A 15,874-nucleotide genomic window follows, 5' to 3' on the forward strand; every position below is an offset into this window, starting at 1 on the left:
CGATGACGAACTGTTATCGGCTTTTAGTTTGCACAAAGAAAGAAGGATAAAGATGTCTGATAATCAAGGCCGCACGCTAATGGATACAGTCTGGTCGGGACAGTATGAAACAGTCAATATGACGCTTGGCGATGGCGGTACCGCTTATACAATTAAGCAATTCAACGGTCGTCAAGGTGACAATGGACGAACGGCAATGTTGCGTTTAGTTAAACAATCACAGACTGGACTAATTCCGTATAATCTAACTGGTTTAAGACCGAGGATTAAGGTGCTCGATGCACAAGGGACTGTCAAGCAATTTGGCGATGACTACAGTCTAGTCAGCAATCAACTGGGGTTAGTGACTATTACCGTGCCCGGACAAGTCTATGAAGCGGCAGGCCAAGTGCTCAATGCCTTTTTAGATTTAATTGACGATAATGGGACTGTGATTAGTTCGGTACCAATTGTTTTTAATGTTGATACGGACGACACAAAACTAACGCAAACTTCATCGCAGACTTATTTGCAAACAGTTGATGAAATTATTGCTCAAGTACAAGCAGGTGTCACACCGCTAAAAACAGAGATGGATGCCCTTCAGCAGGCAATCAGCACCGGCCAAACCAGCATCCAAGAAGTTTTAAACGATATTGCCAACAAAAAGGTAGCTCTTCTAAACGGTGGGAATAACTTTACCGGTGTACAACACGCTGATGATTTTACAACTGGCGCTGGCAGTTTTAATGCGATTGCAGCATTATCTAAAGGGATCGGTACAGTCGAAAGATTTAATGTTGATTTAACCGGGGGTGCTACCGGAACTGGGGCGTTTTTCCAAGTTGATTTAGGCGCGGCCTATTTAGTCGCATTTTATGCTTGGGCAATTTGGCCGAATGGAACTGAAAAATTGGGGGTTTATCAAGTGGCCAACGTTCCAACCGGCGTCATCCCTTTTCATCCCGGGGACTTGCTTATTAATGATATGGGGCACATTGGGGATACGATCGTGATGTTTTTCGTTCCACAAGGTGATCATGCCGATCGCATTACTGTGCATTCTGCTGGGGAAGCTCAAGCGGCCAATGCCGGATGTGACATCAACTTTTCATATCTAGTTAATAAATAGTAGAAAGGAGCTAAAATGGCGGAAGTTTATTTAATTGATGATAATCATCACTTTGCCGGGTTTGCGGACGTATCAGCTGACCAATTTGACCCTTCAAAGATGACCAAATTGGCACCACATTACAATAGTCCAGAAGTTTATTTTGATTTTGAAAAAAACGATTGGGTAACGGAACCAATTGCGGCAGCGACTGCTGAGCAACAAACGATTACTGAAATCACCAAACAAAATGCCGATATGGAAACTCAGATTAATCAATTACAATCAGTTATCACAACATTAACCACGCAATTAGCAAATCAAAATGGAGGGAATAAATGATGTTTTTTGATTTATTTAAATTGTTCTATCAACAGTGGCACACGATGACGGCCGCTGATTTAAAGGTACAAGTTTCAAATAAAGTTATAACCGCCGATCAATTTAAAGAAATCACAGGTGATGATTATGTGGCGCAGACTACTACTGAATAATGACCCGACTAAAGGTCTTAAATGTTGACGCACTGCATGAATCTAAGGCATTAGTATAGAAAGGAAGTGAGGCGATTTTGTGGCACAACTTTGTTAAGAATCATTTCGTTGTTGAAACTGGATTAGAAACCTTTATCTTGGGTTTCTATTTTGTCTATGTACGTAACTATTTTGTTGACAAAGACCAATTTGAGCCGTTTGTTCATCATTTCGCTGATCCTTATGTCGCGGTTGCTTTGATTTGTGTCGGGCTGCTAGCCTTGTTTGTCGGGTTATGGGACGTGCATTGGTTTAAGGCCAAAGCATTAGTGTTAACCGCCATGCAGATAGTGTGGACGATCTACTTTGTCTTATTCCTATGGCATGACTACAATTCACCGGGTCCAGTCGGTATTGGCACAATCTTAGCAGGCGCCGTTGTGATGCGGATTCTGGTCGAGGCGAGGTGGGGTGACCGTTTATGAACCATCTCATTGAGACGATTGTGTCTGTAGTCATGGGCAGTTCGTTCACAGGGTATTTGACGTACAGATCAACTATTAAAAAGAATCAGACGGATCGCGAGGATATCTATGCTGATCACACCGGAGAATTGTGGGATCGATTGGATAAGATTACGAGCGAGCGTGATGAGCTTAAAGCGCAAGTCATAAAGCTTCAGACGAAAGTTGAGGAGCAATCTAGAATGATCGATGACATGACTCATCAAATTGGTAAATTAACAAAAGAGGTCAAAGAAATGATGGAGGATAAGTAGGTAGAATGAATTTACATCTTAATATCAATGATGTGGTCACTTGGCTGTTAGCCAGTGGCTTTTTATTTGCTCTGTATTTCAAAGTGCTATCACCTGCTGCACATCAGTGGATTGCGACGCAGAAAGCTAGTAAAGCTAAGCAGGTTGAGGAAGTATTGCTTAATCTAGCAGATACAGCCGTGCAAGGCCTGTCAACCAGCTATAACATGACTGGTTCTGTTAAAAAACAGGAGGCTGTGGCAAAGGTTAACAAAGCTCTGTCAGATAAGGGAATTAGTATTGATCCCGATCGTGTAAGTGACTCAGTCGAGCGTGCTTACCAAGCGTTCGCACAGACCAACGCGCCTGCCGTAAAAAAGCAAGCTGTTGTTAACGGCGCAACTGTTGCGCAATCAGGTGGCCCTATCAATCATAAGATTGGAGGGATTAAATAATGGCAGTAGACATTAATAAAGTCATTCAATGGTTCTACGATCGTGAGGGGAAACTGACTTACTCAATGTATGGATCGCGAAACGGTGACGATGGCACAGCAGACTGCTCCGGATCGATGACGCAAGCCCTATATGATTCTGGTGCTAGTCGTTATGCCTATCTATACTCAACTGAAACCATTCACCCATATTTAACTAACAATGGTTTTGAGCTGATTGTGGAAAACGATCAGAACGGATGGGACGCACAAGCCGGAGACATTGTCATTTGGGGTCAGCTAGGCGCTTCTGCTGGTGCTGGTGGTCATATTATGATCATGACCGACGGAACGAACTGCATCAGCACTTGTTATTATACTGGCGGCGAGGTTGGCACAGCGGTGCAAGAGCTTCCTTACAACAGCTTTGTGGCGTTAGACAACTATCCTTACTACTACGTCTATCGCATGACAGATTCAGCAGCTGTTCAAGGTAATGGACCGCAACCAGTGCCAGCTGAGTACCGTGATACCGATGCAATCACGCAATTTAAGCAAGCAGGCGGGTGGATTAATTTCAATAATCATCCGTGGAAACTTGATCAAATCTCATTCGTTAACGGCATGTGGCAAGGCCTATCTAGCGAATTGTCTGGTGATAACCCGGATTGGACGGTCAACGGTGTTCCGTTAGTGCTTGTTTCTCTAACGGATAACCCTAACCAGAATGACGCGCAACCTGGTAACCATGCACGATTTGACAAGAACTATTGGCCAATTGCCGATTATGACGATGCAACTAATGGCATTGCCATCGATCTAGGAGATAACGGTGGACTAATCTGGTTTAACGCCGATGCAGTTTTAGCAGCTTAATTAAATAACAATTTGATCACAGATTAAAATTACTTCTTGATGCTTAAAATGCCCTAACTTCCTATTACACGGGAGGTTAGGGCTTTTTATGTATGATCGACCTATCATATTTCGTGAGTGTCTCGTGAGCGTCCCAATCTTTAGCTTCTCTAAGTTACTGGTATCAAAGGGTTCAAAGAAACGTTCGACCCCCACCGGCGGCATCCTTAGACCCTGAAAGGGGTCTTTTTTGTTTGTCTATAAAAAAAGCCTATGTACCGGCGCTATCGCCGGTACATAGGCTTTTAAATGTTTTGAAACTTCTTGTATAAGTCAGTACAAGTTGGATGGATATTCGTATAAAGTTTCCCGTCAGCCTATTTTAGGGGTAAACGGGGAAAGAAACAGGAATTTGAAGAAGACTGAAAACGATCTTCTTCAAATTCCTGTTCAAAAAAGATGCAATAAAATTCGCCTGTTTTACCTTATTTTATTGTAAGTAATAATGAATGAGCCAAGTTGACTTGTGACCCGCTTAACCTTCACGATTACCTTTTGGCCTTTTTTGATGTGCGGGTTGTTTTCGGAAACAAAGTTAAGATGTTTACCAGTCTCAATGTTATAACCAAATGCACTATCCGGTACGAGTTTATCGGCACGAATGCTGATGGTTTTGTCTTTAAGGTCTTTACCTTTTTGAAGCGCCGTTTCAGCCTGTTTAGTGGTGTAGTCTGCTTTGGTAGACTCACTTCCACAGGCGGCTAATAATAAGAGCAGGGCGAGAATAAGCGCCGCTGATACGCCTCGTTTTATAACTTTTTTCATTTCTTTTTTCGCTCCAATCCTGATTTACGGGATATGTTTTGATGCTATTCATGTTAAATTTGCGGATCAAATTTAACATGAATAGGATGGGTGTTTTTTAATTTGATTTCCGAAACTTTATTCGCCGGCAGTGTCGGGCGCCAGCGCACCAGAAACACTATCGGTAGTACCAGCACCACTACCATTTGCGATGGTTGGCTGTTGTACTGGCGATGAAGGGGTATAAGTGGGGCGTTGAGGGGACCAAGTTGGACGCTGACTAGCGCGAGTTCCCGAGTAGCCGCCACTGTAGCTTGGTGTAGTGCTATTCACTGCAGAGCTGGAAGCGTTACTGGTTCCGGCAGCCGTACTGCCTTGTTCGTCTGCCGTATCTTGTTGATCCTGTGCCTGTTGATCAGCTTGTGCTTGTGCATCGGCGCTTGCTTGGGCCGCAGCATTTGCATCAGCTATTGACTGACTTGCAGCGCTTTTAGCCTTAGATCGCGACGATTCTCGATCTAAGGACAGCGAATTAGCTTTTGCAGAAGACTCCAATGAAGCTTGTTTACGTCTAGCTGACGCCGCTTTAGACGATGAGCGAGCCGTATCTGCAGTGGTTGGTTTTGAAGAAGGGGCCGCATCTTGACCGCAGGCAGTTAACAACCCAGAACCGATTAAAATAGTACCTAATAGGATTATTTTTTTCATAACGAAGACTCCCATTGAAATGATTAATCTTATTGTACCTTAAGCAATATTGAAGTGGTTGATTTATTGCGTCAAACCGCAAATTTGTCAAAAAATAGCCAGCTCATAACTATAGCGGTGATGTGTAAGCTACAGTTATGAGTTGGCCAATGAACCGTCTATTTAGTTAAACTGCCGAACTGCTATAAAGATGAGCGTAAAGCCAAGCATTAGACAAACCAAGGCAGCGTCAGCCCAATGAAACTGTAATATGCGGTAATGGCTACGCTGACTAGGGCCTTGATAACCTCGGGCTTCCATGGCCGTTCCTAACTCGTCAGCACGTTTGAAACTGCTGACAAATTGCGGAATAAGTAAAGGCACTAAAGCTTTCATTTGCTGAAAGAGGTTGCCAGCCCCAAAGTCAACGCCTCGCGAGCGCTGAGCGTCCATAATTCGGGTTGTTTCATCCATCAAAGTGGGCACGAACCGTAGTGCTAAGCCTAACATTAAAGCAACTTCATCGACTGGAAAGTGAAGCCACCGCAACGGTTTAATCAGGGCAGCAATGCCATCTGCCAGGGCTAAAGGTGGCGTCGTTAAGGTGAGCAAGGTTGAGATAAAGATGATTAAAACAAACCGACAAAAGACGACTGCACCGTTAACGAGTCCTACCTCAGAGATGGACAACCATCCCCATTGCCAAAAAACATGGCCACCACGTGTAAAAATGAGCTGCATCAGCACAGTAAATAAAATGAGCCACAGTAGGGGACGCAGACCACTGAGAAAAAAGCGAATTGGTAATTTGGCCAACCAAACACCAACACCGATCAGGATGAATAAGAGTCCGTTTGTGCTCCAGTTATTCGCAAAGAAAGTAAGGCCGATGAAATAAAAAGCGATTAACAATTTGTTTCGTGGATCTAAACGATGAAGAATGCTATTACCTGGTATATAACGACCTAAAATTAATGCATTTCCCATTGCAACCCTCCGTTGGTTAAGCCTGGCGATTGAGGAGGGAAGCAGTTAAGTCTTCTAGGGCTCGTTGCGCTGGCAGATTGGGCAACTTATTGATGGCCTTCAAAGCTTTATCAGTATAGCCTTCAGCGAGTTCACGAGCGAGCGCTACACCGTGGTATTCATTAACTAGACTAGCGACAGCTTGGGTATCCGTATCAGTCATAGCGGCTTTTTTACTTAAATATGGTGCGAAGACAGCTGGATCTTGTCGCATAGCCAAGATTAAAGGCGCAGAATAGACACCTTCGCGCATATCATTTTGAACGGGCTTCCCAAAGCGTTCACTCGTCGTTGAATAATCTAAAATATCGTCCAACAGCTGAAAGGCGATGCCGACGTTTAACCCAATTGTTTCCGCGTTTTTGGCAAATAAACGTGATGAGCCAGACTCGTAGGCGCCCAGTAGTGAACTTAGGGCGAATAGGTGGCCTGTCTTACCACTGACTTGTTTGATATACTGCTTAATCGTCATGTCTAAATTATAACGAGCAGCCATTTGATCTAATTCGCCGTTTAAAATAGCTTCCATGTGTCGTCCATCTTGTTGGACACTGCGCAAGTCACTCGCGTAGTTGGCCAACAGTTTAAAGCAGACAACAAATAAGTAGTCGCCAGCATATACTGCGGTATCTTTGCCGAATTGAGCTTGCAAAGATTCTTGGCCGCGACGCAAATCCGAGTCATCAATAATGTCGTCATGAATCAGGGTTGCTGTATGCAACGTTTCCATGGCAGCGGCTAAGGCAACCATTTTATGTCGGTCCGTTTCATGAAATTGAGAGAATAATAAACAATATGCCGGCCGTAACAATTTTCCGCCTGCATTAATCAGGTCGAGAATGGCATCTGCCACCGGTCGATTATCGGTGGTAATATTTTTTTCGATGAGGTTAAGTACCTGCGTTAATTCATTCGCCACGATTGGGTATTCGTGCCACATTGGATGGATTTTCATTAAAGTTGGTTCCTCTCAAGATGTTGTTGATAATCGTAACGCAGTCGCGCCAAAGTGTCGACGTGCTCGAATAAGAAATTAGCGGTGATGCCCACCGCAATTCCAGCGAGAATCCCGATAAAGGAGAGAATGGGGAGGTAAAGCATGACGGTCCAGCTTTGAGCGATTAAACTAGCGACCGCTAATTGTCCGACATTGAACAAAATTCCTCCGCTAGCTGAGATACCAATCATACTAACGCGCCGCTCGCCTAGCTGCTTAATGATGAGCATGCCCAGCCAAGCCAGCAATGACCCAGTGGCACTATACAAGAAGGTGGACAAGGTGCCACCCAATAGCGTCGTTAAGAGCAAGCGCATCCAGACCAATAAGAAACTATCACTAATTGGCATGGTAAATAGTGAAACTAGGGTGATGATATTTGCTAGACCTAGTTTTGCACCGGGGGCAAAGGCAAATGGAAAGGGGATGGCTCGCTCCAGTAAACCGATAATTACACCTTGCGCACATAAGAGGGCAATATAAATCATTTGTCGTGTTCTGGATGGGGCAGTTGATGGTGTCATGGCTTTACCAGACCTCCAGTCGAATTACTATGAGTGGCACCATTGGAACTTTTGATTTCAACCAAAAGTTTATGTGGTAGACACACAATTGTTTGACCGGGGCGATTGATCGCGCTGTGATGAACACAGACCTGATCTTGACAATTGGCGTCAACAATTTTGATGGCATGATCGGTTGCGACGACGTCATTATAATCACCGTGATCCGCGTAATGGAAACGGGTTATCCCATGATGGTCAGTGAGGTTAATTCGTTTAACAACGTGTCCATCGTGAGAGATAACCGCCGTGAAAATTTCAGTTGCCTTGGTATTCTGTCGCGCTTGAGCAGCTTGACGTTGATTATTGGTAAAAATCATTAGGGGAATAAATGAAGCCACAACGAGCAGGCCGACGATAATAACGTCAAACGGTCGGATCATGCTGAAATAACGTTTGAATGGATTAGCTGCCTTCATTTTATCCCACCTACTAACTAAGAAAATAGAGTCCCGGGGTAAGTCTACCCTAGAACTCTACCACTGACAATTGTCGTTTTATTTAACTACATTAGTCCCGTATAAGGACTTCGGTGTGCCATAACGCCACTTGCCAAATAGTCGTTGCAGGTAAGGAATGACCCACTTGTCTAACCCGAAGGCGCGACCTGAACCATTCATACATGCAATGGCGAGGATAAAGATCCACATGTTAACCCAGTAGAACATGCCACTGAGACAGAAGACAACGACTAATGCTGCTGAGGCAGCTGACATCAGCCAGGTGAATAGGCCAAGAATCAGACAAACCCCAATACCAATTTCAACAATCGTCATAAACTTCTGCATGAAGAAAGCCATCTGTTGGTTAGGAACTGATGCTTTAGTGATGTTGTAGAACCAATGAGGCATCTTTTCGAAGACCATTTTTGGATCGTGACCATAGTCATAAGACAAGGAGAACATCGTTGGATTAGCCGTAGTAGTTGCTGCTTCTTTTGCACCGCTAGCGGCCGAAGTTGCGGCCGCCTTAGTTGCTTCACTTGCGCCAGAGGTAGCGGCTTTAGCAACAGGCTTCAACCAATCGAATGGTAAACGCAGTTTTGGTAAGAACCAAGAACTGTCCCCATGAATCTTTGGCCAAATATCAACGAGCCACATAGCACCGAGCCAAAGACGGCCTGGCACTGTCCATAATACGTTACCCTGGCGAGAAATGTGACCACGGAATAGGTTGCGATTATGGCGAGTCCGGAAGAATTCGTGCATGGTGTACTGGAATAAGTAATATCCAGAGTAAATTTGCATGAAGTACAGCATGTTAACTAAGTGCTTCATTAAAATAGCCCAGAAGTTGGATAAGTGGATACTACCCATCAAGTTGGCAACCCCATACTTTGAACCCAAAGACACCATGAATCCAGAGTAGTTAGGCTTAAATGGCACTAATGGCTTGCTTTCTTCTGTGTTAATGATGTTGGCAACCGCTGCCGCCGCTGTTTGTTCAGCTGCTTGAACAATTTGTGGTTGACCTTTGCCATCATTTTCGCCATCAACGATTGAGACATCACCAACAACGTAAACGTGAGGATCTGTTTCAGTTTGCGTGTACTTGTTAACCTTGATCCGACCTGCACGACCTTGTTCAAGACCGAAGAGACCAGCATCGTCGCTCGCTTTAACTCCTGCCGTCCAAATCAAAGTACTGGTTGGGAAGGTAGAACCGTCCTTTAAATCAACGTGATCTTGATGAACACCAACAACACCCGTGTTCTTCATGATCTTAACGCCTTTTTTGACTAAGTAGCGTTCTGCTTTATCTGCATCTTTACGATCAAGCATGTTCATGATCGTTGGTGCCATTTCCATCATGGTAAATTAAAGCTCATTTGGATCAAGCTTGTATTCGTCGGCTAACGTCTCACGCCAGTCTTGTAATTCACCAATGGTTTCGGTTCCAGTAAAACCCGAGCCAACTACAACAAAAGAAAGCAAGGACTTACGCTTTTCTGGATCATGTTCAATGGAACCGGCGTAGACAGTGCGCTGAATATGTTCTTTCAACGCAACAGCTTGTTCCCACGAACTCAAAGTGAAGCCATGTTCCGCCACCCCAGGGGTGCCAAAGTCGTTAGACGTAGCACCAATGCCAAGAATGACATCATCGTAAGCATAAGAGCCGTGTTCGGTGACCACTTTTTTGTCTGTGCGGTTAATCGACTTAACCGTATCAGTGACAATCTTCACGTTCTTACGCCGACAGAATAGCCGTTGTAAGTCGTGTTGAATGGCAGTTGGTTCGACACGATCGGCAGCAATTTCGTGCAACTCGGTCATGTAGGTGAAATAGGAGTGCTTATCAATCAAAGTGATTTGCACATCTTTGTTACGTTTGTAGTGCTTGGCTAGGTGCTTCGTTGCATAGACGCCGGCATAACCTGCACCAATGACAACAATATTTTTCTGAGCCATTTATCAACAACTCCCCTTACAATAAGTAAATAAGTGCATAAACAATACGACAATTATAGCGTTTACAAACGTTAATTGTCTATACCTTCACGAGTAATATTGGCCAAATTACGGTTTTGTAATCGAATTAACATATTGTGTAAGCGTTTTCTTAAACTGATATAGCGATATTATGAAAATTAACCATGAATTGAAGTTGATTTATCTAATGATGATTTTGTGAAATTAAGTTAAAACTAACCAATTTTGTATAAATGACGCTGAATTGATTTGTGAATTATTTCAGATACTATTGATGCAGAACTAGGCAAAAGTCATTTTTTTCGCTAAGCTATTTACAGAAATGTTTTGAATAATGACACGCTGTTTTATGAATGAGGGGGGCGGGGGATGAACCCCAAGGGTTTTACTCAATTGGTTGAACTGCGTACTAAATTCGCGAGTCTATTGCCTTTTTTAATAGGAATTAGCTTTGCAACCGTCCAGTATCACCAATTGAGTTGGTTAAATACCATAATTTTTTTCGTCGCCATGAGCCTGTTTGATATGGCGACCACTGCCATCAATAATCTGATGGATTATCAAAAGGCGCGCAGCCGTGCCTATCGAGAAAAAGTTAATGTCATTGGCCGTGAACATTTGTCGATCAGAACAGTGAGTTGGTTGAGCATTTTAATGGTTGGGGCGGCAAGTGGATTAGGTATTTGGCTAGTATGGCGAACAGATTTATTCTTATTGCTTATTGGAGCCTTGTGCTTTGCCATTGGCCTCAGCTATACGATGGGACCAATGCCGTTATCACGACTGCCACTGGGTGAAATATTTTCTGGGATCACGATGGGCCTGCTCATTCCATTTATTGCCGTTTACATTAATGTGGCTGATCAGCAACTGATCAGCTTAACTTTGCACTGGCCAGGCGCGTTGCTAATGGTTAATATATGGCAATTGCTGGGGTTAGGTTTGGTATGTCTGCCATCTATTGGCACCATTGCTAATGTGATGTTAGCGAATAATTTATCTGATTTAGCCGAGGATGCGAAAAATAAGCGGCATACGTTACCGAGCTATTTGGGAGTACCAACAAGTTTGCGACTATATCATGGGCTAATTGCTATTGGGTATTTTGGTATCATTATCGGAATGGCATTAAGACTAGTTCCGTGGTCGGCAAGCCTGATCTTTTTGTCCGTGCCGATCGCAATTTATAACAATCGGCTTTTTGCAACTGAACAAAGTAAAACAAAGACTTTTAAAACGTCAATTAGTAATCTGGTGTGGGTGAATAGCAGTTTATTAGTTGGCTTAATCCTTGGACTAGTGGTGAAATAAATGACAAATACAACAACGTATCAAAAATTAACGTGGCCCTTATTTTTAGAACTGATTCGCTTACCGGCAAAAGCGGCAAGTTTGCTGCCTTTCTTATTCGGCACACTATACGCTTATTATGCTTTCAATGAATTTAACTGGCTCAATAGTCTCATTTATTTTATCGGGCAAATGAGTATTGCCTTATTTGTGACCGGCTTTAACAATGTTCAAGATTATTACAAAGCCAAAGACTTGGCTTACCGAGATCGAGATAACATTCTCGGACGAGAGCATTTGAATCCGCGTCGGATCATGGCGTTAATGATGTTCTTTTTAGTTTTGGCTTGTGCTATGGGGTTACTGCTAGTTATTCGGACGAATTTAATTCTTTTATTCATCGGTGGCTTAGCAATTTTAGTTGCAATTACGTATACGGCTGGGCCAATTCCGCTATCAAGAATGCCATTAGGCGAGATTCTTAGTGGTACCTGTGAAGGATTTGGGACAATTTTTATTGCTGCTTATGTCAACATGACTGATCAGTTGCCGATGGCGATGTTTTTTCACGGATGGGATGTCTTGATCTCGTTTAATTTGGCCGTGATTTTGCAATTATTTGTTGTTGGTGCATCCTTCCTATTACTAGATAGTGGCATTATGTTTGCGGATAACATTTGTGATTTGGAGCAGGACCAACGCAACCAGCGATATACGTTACCTTACTATCTAGGCAAACGCCGAGCTTTAAAAGCTTATCCATATGTTCCGGGGGCAGCTTTGGCTTGTGTTTTGATTAGTATTTTGATCGGTTGGCTACCGTGGCTGATGATCGTCATTTTTGGCTTGATTCCACTGGTCATTAAACACGTGCGGATTTTCCTTGCCAAACAGGATAAACGAACCACTTTTAACACGGCGATTCAAAACATGTTAGCGATCGATACAGCACAGGTGGTCGTGCTTGCGATCGTCAACGGTTACTTAATTTGGCGAAACGGACGTTAACATATCTAGTCATAAAAGGTGGTCCTTGTTCTACGATTGAGCAAGAATCACCTTTTTGTTTGACGATATTTTGAACACAGCACGGTTGTAATTAATGGACAACTGCAGTCACCAATCCCAAGATGAGTCAAGGATCGCATAACTTCTGTAAATACGCCCACCATTGATCAGAGTTAATCCAGCAAACAACCAGCATAGTCCCCACAGAAATAACGTGATCAACCCTTCTCAAAAAAACGGCAACAAATATGCTCTCATCTTAACTTTAATCATTTTTCAAACTAACGGTTAGGTTTAGGATTACCCTTCATCAAAGTGAAACAAGTATAATGGGCTTAAACAATTTCATGGGAGGCAACTATGCAGCGTTGTCAGTGGGCGACCAGTTCGCCATTAATGCAGGCTTATCATGATAAAGAGTGGGGGTGCCCACATCATAATGACCATGCGCTATTTGAATTGATGTGTATGGAAATGTATCAAGCCGGTCTATCTTGGCGAACCGTATTAAACAAACGCGCCGCTTTTAATGAAGATTTCAATGCTTATGACGTGAAAACAGTGGCATCGATGACGGCTCAAGATTGGGAACCCTTGTTAAACGATGCTCGGATCATTCGCAATCGTGCCAAGTTAGCCGCAACCGTGACCAATGCCCAAGCATTTTTACGAGTTCAACAAGAATTTGGTTGTTTTGACCGTTACTGGTGGCATTTTGTCAATGGACAACCAATGATTAACGATGTGCCGGAAGCAAGTATGACACCGGCGCAAACGGAGTTATCAGTGAAAATATCCAAAGACTTGAAACGTCGCGGGTTCAGTTTTATGGGGCCAGTGGCAGTTTATGCGTTTATGCAAGCTAGCGGCTTAGTTGATGATCATCAAAATAATTGTGCGTTTAAAACAAAAGCGTAGGGCATGCTTTATCAGGAGGCAGTCATGGTAGTTCAACATAAAGACACGATTCCGGACAATATTGAAGTGCGTGGTGCCCGTGTGAATAATTTGAAGAACGTTAGTGTTGATATTCCACTCAATGCTTTTGTCGCCATTACCGGCCGTTCTGGCTCAGGCAAGTCTTCGTTAGCAATGGGGGTTTTATACGCAGAAGGCGCCAGACGATATTTGAATGCATTATCAACCTATACCCGGCGGCGGATTAGCCAAGTTAGTGCAGCTATGGTAGATTCCGTGCAATATTTGCCCTCAGCTTTAGCATTACGGCAACGCCCACAGGTTCCCGGTGTGCGGTCGACCGTTGGTACAATGAGTGAAAGCCTTAACGTATTACGTTTGATGTTTTCCCGGCTTGGTTCGATGGTCTGTCCCAATGGACATCGAATGTCACCAACATTAGCTGTCGCGGAAAATGATGGTTGGGTAGATTGTCCCACATGTGGGATTCATTTTCGTGCTCGAGGTGCGGAAGATTTTGCATTTAATTCGGCAGGTGCGTGTCCAACGTGTGGCGGACTTGGCGAAGTTCGGCAAATCGCAGTCGATCGATTAATTGGGGATGAAACAAAAACGATTCGCCAAGGTGCAGTTAACGCTTGGCATTTACCAGGGCGCAACTTTATGCCCATTGTTGCGGAAGCAGTGGGGATTCGAATTGATGTTCCCTACAAGGATTTGACTGAACGTGAAAAGCAATTGGTGTTGCATGGGCAAAAGGCCACATACGCAATCAATATTCCCAGCCGCAGTGGAAAAATTTTCCATATGGACAACGCTGTCTACGAGAACGCGTATAATGCCGTCGCAGATTCACTAGCCACGACCAACAACGAACGGGCAATTCAACGGTTGAATCGGTTCTACGAGTTTGATACCTGTCCAACCTGTCAAGGGACACGCTTTAATCCTGTGCTTTTAGATCAATTAATGGTTGAGACTAATATTGCGACAGCGAGTCAGATGGATTTGGATCAGTTGACGCACTTTGCTAATCAGATCGAAACATGGTTGCCAGAAGACATGCGGCACCTAGGGCATGACCTCGTCAAAGAATTTTTGAACAGTTTGGCGCCACTTAAGGACTTAGGTCTTAACTATTTGACCTTAGATCGGGCAGGAAACACATTATCTACTGGTGAATTACAACGAATTCAGTTAGGACGAACCCTTCGTAGTGAAACAACGGGCGTTTTATATGTGCTCGATGAACCATCAGTCGGGCTACATCCAGCTAATGTAACGGGATTGATCGAGGTATTTCATCAATTAATTGCGCAAGGAAATTCACTGGTTGTCGTCGATCATGACACGCGAATTATTGGTGCAGCCGACTATGTCCTTGAAATTGGTCCGGGCGCTGGTCGCGCCGGTGGTCAGGTGATCAATCAGGGGACAGTTGCCCAAATTGAACACGATGAGAGCTCACTCATTGCACCATTTTTGAATGGCACGACCCCCATTCGACAACGGCAAGTGATTCCCGAAGCCCAATTGTTTAAGAAAGGCAATTTGACGGTAGCTGTTTCGCAGCGGTTTAATTTAAAGCATGTGGTTGCTCATTTCCCTAAAAATCGTTTATCCGTTGTTTCCGGAATGTCGGGTGCGGGAAAGACGACATTAGTATTAGATAGCCTAATACCAGCTATTCAAGCGCAAGTCGCGCATGATCCATTGCCCAAATATGTCAGTAAATTAGATCGAGCCAAGCTACGACACGTGATTAAAGTTGATTCTGTACCGGTTGGTAAGAATATTCGTTCGACAGTTGCGACATACACAAATATTTTGGATGTCGTTCGTAATTTATTTGCTAATACCAAAGAAGCTCAACGTCAGGAATGGTCGGCTAGTCACTTTTCATACAATTTAAATGATGGTGCTTGTCCACAATGTCATGGTACCGGCACGATTAGCATGGATGTGCAATTTTTGCCGGATATCGAAGAGGTTTGCCCAATCTGTCACGGGCAACGTTATAACCCAGAAACACTGGCGATTAAATGGCACGGCTTGAATGTGGCTGAGGTATTAGCCTTGTCCGTTGATGACGCGCGTGAAGTTTTTAAGGATGAGCCAAATATCGCTAAAACATTAAATGCTTTGCATGAAATGGGCCTAGGATATCTACAATTGGGCGAAAGCACGCCAACATTGTCTGGTGGCGAGGCACAACGGCTGAAATTAGTTGCTAAAATGGGCCAGCGACAGACGGGGACGTTATATGTATTTGATGAACCATCTGTGGGACTGCACCCCTTGGATATCCGCCAGTTACTTGAGGTATTCGATCAATTAATTGCTGACGGCGCGACCGTGATTGTGATTGAACATGATTTGGACGTTATCGCCAATGCAGACTATGTTATCGATATGGGACCAGCCGGCGGGAATCATGGCGGACAAGTGGTGGCTGCCGGGACGCCTGAAAAAATTGCGGCTACCGGTGCCAGCGTTACAGGAAAATACTTAAAAACTCATTTAAATAAGCAAGTTTAAGCC

16 protein-coding genes and 2 pseudogenes are annotated in these 15,874 nt (G+C 43.9%); 11 read left to right on the forward strand and 7 right to left on the reverse strand.

The genetic code is table 11. The features are described from left to right. Positions 1-52: 52 nt before the first annotated feature. The 7 genes from ACKTR2_RS00315 to ACKTR2_RS00345 all read left to right on the forward strand — a co-directional run bounded on the left by ACKTR2_RS00315 (position 53) and on the right by ACKTR2_RS00345 (position 3,629). Positions 53-1,111, forward strand: a complete 1,059-nt coding sequence (locus tag ACKTR2_RS00315; protein ID WP_407881964.1) for a BppU family phage baseplate upper protein — start codon at positions 53-55, stop codon at positions 1,109-1,111. Positions 1,112-1,126: 15 nt separating this feature from the next. After that, positions 1,127-1,432: a hypothetical protein gene (locus ACKTR2_RS00320; protein ID WP_407881965.1), complete on the forward strand. Its 306-nt coding sequence runs from the start codon at positions 1,127-1,129 to the stop codon at positions 1,430-1,432. Next, positions 1,429-1,584, forward strand: a complete 156-nt coding sequence (locus ACKTR2_RS00325) for an XkdX family protein (protein WP_407881966.1) — start codon at positions 1,429-1,431, stop codon at positions 1,582-1,584. Before ACKTR2_RS00320 ends, ACKTR2_RS00325 begins: the two co-directional genes overlap by 4 nt. Positions 1,585-1,661: 77 nt before the next feature. Next, positions 1,662-2,048 (forward strand): hypothetical protein, encoded by a 387-nt coding sequence (locus tag ACKTR2_RS00330; RefSeq protein ID WP_407881967.1) that lies wholly within the window; start codon positions 1,662-1,664, stop codon positions 2,046-2,048. Next, on the forward strand, positions 2,045-2,341 hold the full coding sequence (locus ACKTR2_RS00335; protein ID WP_407881969.1) for a hypothetical protein: 297 nt from the start codon (positions 2,045-2,047) through the stop codon (positions 2,339-2,341). Before ACKTR2_RS00330 ends, ACKTR2_RS00335 begins: the two co-directional genes overlap by 4 nt. 5 nt (positions 2,342-2,346) lie before the next feature. Further along, on the forward strand, positions 2,347-2,775 hold the full coding sequence (locus ACKTR2_RS00340; protein ID WP_407881970.1) for a phage holin, LLH family: 429 nt from the start codon (positions 2,347-2,349) through the stop codon (positions 2,773-2,775). After that, on the forward strand, positions 2,775-3,629 hold the full coding sequence (locus tag ACKTR2_RS00345) for a peptidoglycan amidohydrolase family protein (RefSeq protein ID WP_407881971.1): 855 nt from the start codon (positions 2,775-2,777) through the stop codon (positions 3,627-3,629). Before ACKTR2_RS00340 ends, ACKTR2_RS00345 begins: the two co-directional genes overlap by 1 nt. Positions 3,630-4,088: 459 nt before the next feature. Here the strand turns inward: ACKTR2_RS00345 and ACKTR2_RS00350 are convergent, their stop codons facing one another. From ACKTR2_RS00350 to ACKTR2_RS00380, 7 genes and pseudogenes are all read right to left on the reverse strand, one after another. Beyond that, positions 4,089-4,433 carry a hypothetical protein gene (locus ACKTR2_RS00350; RefSeq protein ID WP_407881972.1) on the reverse strand — a complete coding sequence of 115 codons (345 nt, stop codon included), beginning with the start codon at positions 4,431-4,433 and terminating at the stop codon, positions 4,089-4,091. A gap of 117 nt (positions 4,434-4,550) precedes the next feature. Beyond that, entirely contained in the window at positions 4,551-5,120 is a 570-nt protein-coding gene (locus ACKTR2_RS00355; RefSeq protein WP_407881974.1) for a hypothetical protein, read from the reverse strand. Between the two features lie 162 nt (positions 5,121-5,282). Further along, positions 5,283-6,086, reverse strand: a complete 804-nt coding sequence (locus tag ACKTR2_RS00360) for an energy-coupling factor transporter transmembrane component T family protein (protein ID WP_407881975.1) — start codon at positions 6,084-6,086, stop codon at positions 5,283-5,285. Positions 6,087-6,102: 16 nt separating this feature from the next. Continuing rightward, on the reverse strand, positions 6,103-7,080 hold the full coding sequence (locus ACKTR2_RS00365) for a polyprenyl synthetase family protein (RefSeq protein ID WP_407881977.1): 978 nt from the start codon (positions 7,078-7,080) through the stop codon (positions 6,103-6,105). After that, positions 7,034-7,646: pseudogene (locus ACKTR2_RS00370) on the reverse strand (Gx transporter family protein). The gene ACKTR2_RS00365 and the pseudogene ACKTR2_RS00370 overlap by 47 nt, the downstream one beginning before the upstream one ends. After that, positions 7,643-8,104, reverse strand: a complete 462-nt coding sequence (locus ACKTR2_RS00375; protein WP_407881979.1) for a NusG domain II-containing protein — start codon at positions 8,102-8,104, stop codon at positions 7,643-7,645. Before ACKTR2_RS00375 ends, ACKTR2_RS00370 begins: the two are co-directional and overlap by 4 nt. A gap of 78 nt (positions 8,105-8,182) precedes the next feature. After that, positions 8,183-10,096 (reverse strand): annotated as a pseudogene (locus ACKTR2_RS00380) (FAD-dependent oxidoreductase). 390 nt (positions 10,097-10,486) lie between these two features. Here ACKTR2_RS00380 and ACKTR2_RS00385 point away from each other — a divergent pair. The 4 genes from ACKTR2_RS00385 to ACKTR2_RS00400 all read left to right on the forward strand — a co-directional run bounded on the left by ACKTR2_RS00385 (position 10,487) and on the right by ACKTR2_RS00400 (position 15,871). Continuing rightward, positions 10,487-11,428, forward strand: coding sequence for a 1,4-dihydroxy-2-naphthoate polyprenyltransferase (locus tag ACKTR2_RS00385; RefSeq protein ID WP_407881981.1), 942 nt, complete (start codon positions 10,487-10,489; stop codon positions 11,426-11,428). After that, complete coding sequence (locus ACKTR2_RS00390; protein ID WP_407881983.1) at positions 11,429-12,415, forward strand: prenyltransferase; 987 nt, start codon at positions 11,429-11,431, stop codon at positions 12,413-12,415. Between the two features lie 360 nt (positions 12,416-12,775). Further along, entirely contained in the window at positions 12,776-13,333 is a 558-nt protein-coding gene (locus ACKTR2_RS00395; RefSeq protein ID WP_407881985.1) for a DNA-3-methyladenine glycosylase I, read from the forward strand. A gap of 24 nt (positions 13,334-13,357) precedes the next feature. Then, positions 13,358-15,871 (forward strand): excinuclease ABC subunit UvrA, encoded by a 2,514-nt coding sequence (locus ACKTR2_RS00400; protein ID WP_407881986.1) that lies wholly within the window; start codon positions 13,358-13,360, stop codon positions 15,869-15,871. The last annotated feature ends 3 nt before the right edge of the window (positions 15,872-15,874 follow it).

The organism is Furfurilactobacillus curtus (genome assembly GCF_045862785.1).
Taxonomy (GTDB): domain Bacteria; phylum Bacillota; class Bacilli; order Lactobacillales; family Lactobacillaceae; genus Furfurilactobacillus; species Furfurilactobacillus curtus.